At 61.0% G+C, this 1,300-nt stretch carries 1 protein-coding gene and 1 pseudogene; both read right to left on the bottom strand.

Annotation, left to right across the window (positions count from 1 at the left end; all coding sequences use genetic code 11):
• Window positions 1-396, bottom strand: a pseudogene (locus tag Q4P78_RS08880) (hypothetical protein); the annotation flags it as partial.
• A 47-nt stretch (window positions 397-443) separates the two neighbouring features.
• Window positions 444-1,300 (bottom strand): MFS transporter (locus Q4P78_RS08875; RefSeq protein WP_303340012.1); only part of this gene is annotated, 857 nt, incomplete at its 5' end.

Below are 1,300 nucleotides of genomic sequence, written 5' to 3'. Positions count from 1 at the left end.
GCTCTCGCCTGCACGGGCTATTTTCTCGGCGGGAGCCTGGGGGTTCTTGGGGTTATTGTTGGCACCGCCCTGCCCGGAGCCTGCGGCGGCGCTGGCGCTTTCGCCAGCCGCTGCGGCTGTGGGTGCCCCTGCGGCAGCCGAGCTGGTGGTGATAGTGCCCCAGGTGGGTTCGTCAGATACCGTGGCGGGGGCGGTACCAACCGTGGGCTCCTGCGCGGCGGTACTCACCTGCGGGGATGCGCTCGCCACGGAAGCACTCGCGGAGGCGCTGGCGCTGGCGCTGCTTGAGGCGGCTGATGAGCTGGGGCTTTCCTGCGCTTTCTGATCTCCTGACGAGCAGGCTGTTAGCGCCAGAGCGAGCGCCGCACCAACGGCGAGAACCGGGTAAGCTTTCACGGGGTTTTCTCCTTGATTTATCGGGGTGTAATAAGCCGGGTTTAATTTTACCTCTCCCCGCCGGGGACTCTTACCCCGCACCGGCTGCGCACCAGTGCATACAGCAGCAGGTTCGCCACCGCCGCACCGGTTGCCGTCGCGCCGCCGATCATGACAATAGTGCGCGCATCCCCCAGTATTCCCGGCGTACCAAGCAGGTCACCCACAAGCACCATCGAGCTGAACAGCGAGCCGATAAGAGCCCAAGACTGCCCCTGGCGATGCTCGGGCACCCGCGTATACACCATGTCACGAATACCCATATTGTGGATCGAGTTGAAGAACCCGCCTACCAGGAACCCAGCTCCCACAATCCAAGGATTCGCTGCCAGCCCTTCCAGCAGAATCGCGGCGCCGATAAAGAATCCGCCCCACAGAATCGCGTTTACCAGCTGCGGTTTGTACCATCCGCGCCCGTAGAAAACGCTGGCGATGAGCGCGCCAACAGCCCACATCGCCAACACGAGCGAATACTCGAATGCGGTGTTCGTGATGGATTGCAGGTAGAACACCCCGGCGATGCCTTCCATCGTGGTGGAAGCAACTACGACCGCCATCACAGGTAAGAAAACCACGAGGGCACGGGCGCTGGAAATAGCCGAGAATCCTAGGAAAATATCTTTAAAACTATCGCGTTTAATCGCATCGGAAAGTTCATGATCGGGCTGTGCTGGCACGTTAAACCAGGCGATGACTGCCGCAGTCAGCAAGAGTACCGAAGAGCCTACTATAGTGGCGGTCATGTTCCAGGTGGCGAAGAAGGCGCCCACAGGCGGGGCTACGATCGAGCAGAACGAACCGATTCCTACAATAGCGGCGGATGCGCTCGACGGGGTCATACCCGGCGCCTTCGGCAGTAGTTTGA

It is taken from the genome of Rothia sp. (in: high G+C Gram-positive bacteria) (genome assembly GCF_030540545.1).
In the GTDB taxonomy this organism is placed as follows: Bacteria; Actinomycetota; Actinomycetes; order Actinomycetales; family Micrococcaceae; genus Rothia.
The sequence above is the reverse complement of the archived record's forward strand: the minus strand, read 5'-3'. Positions and strand labels throughout refer to the sequence as shown.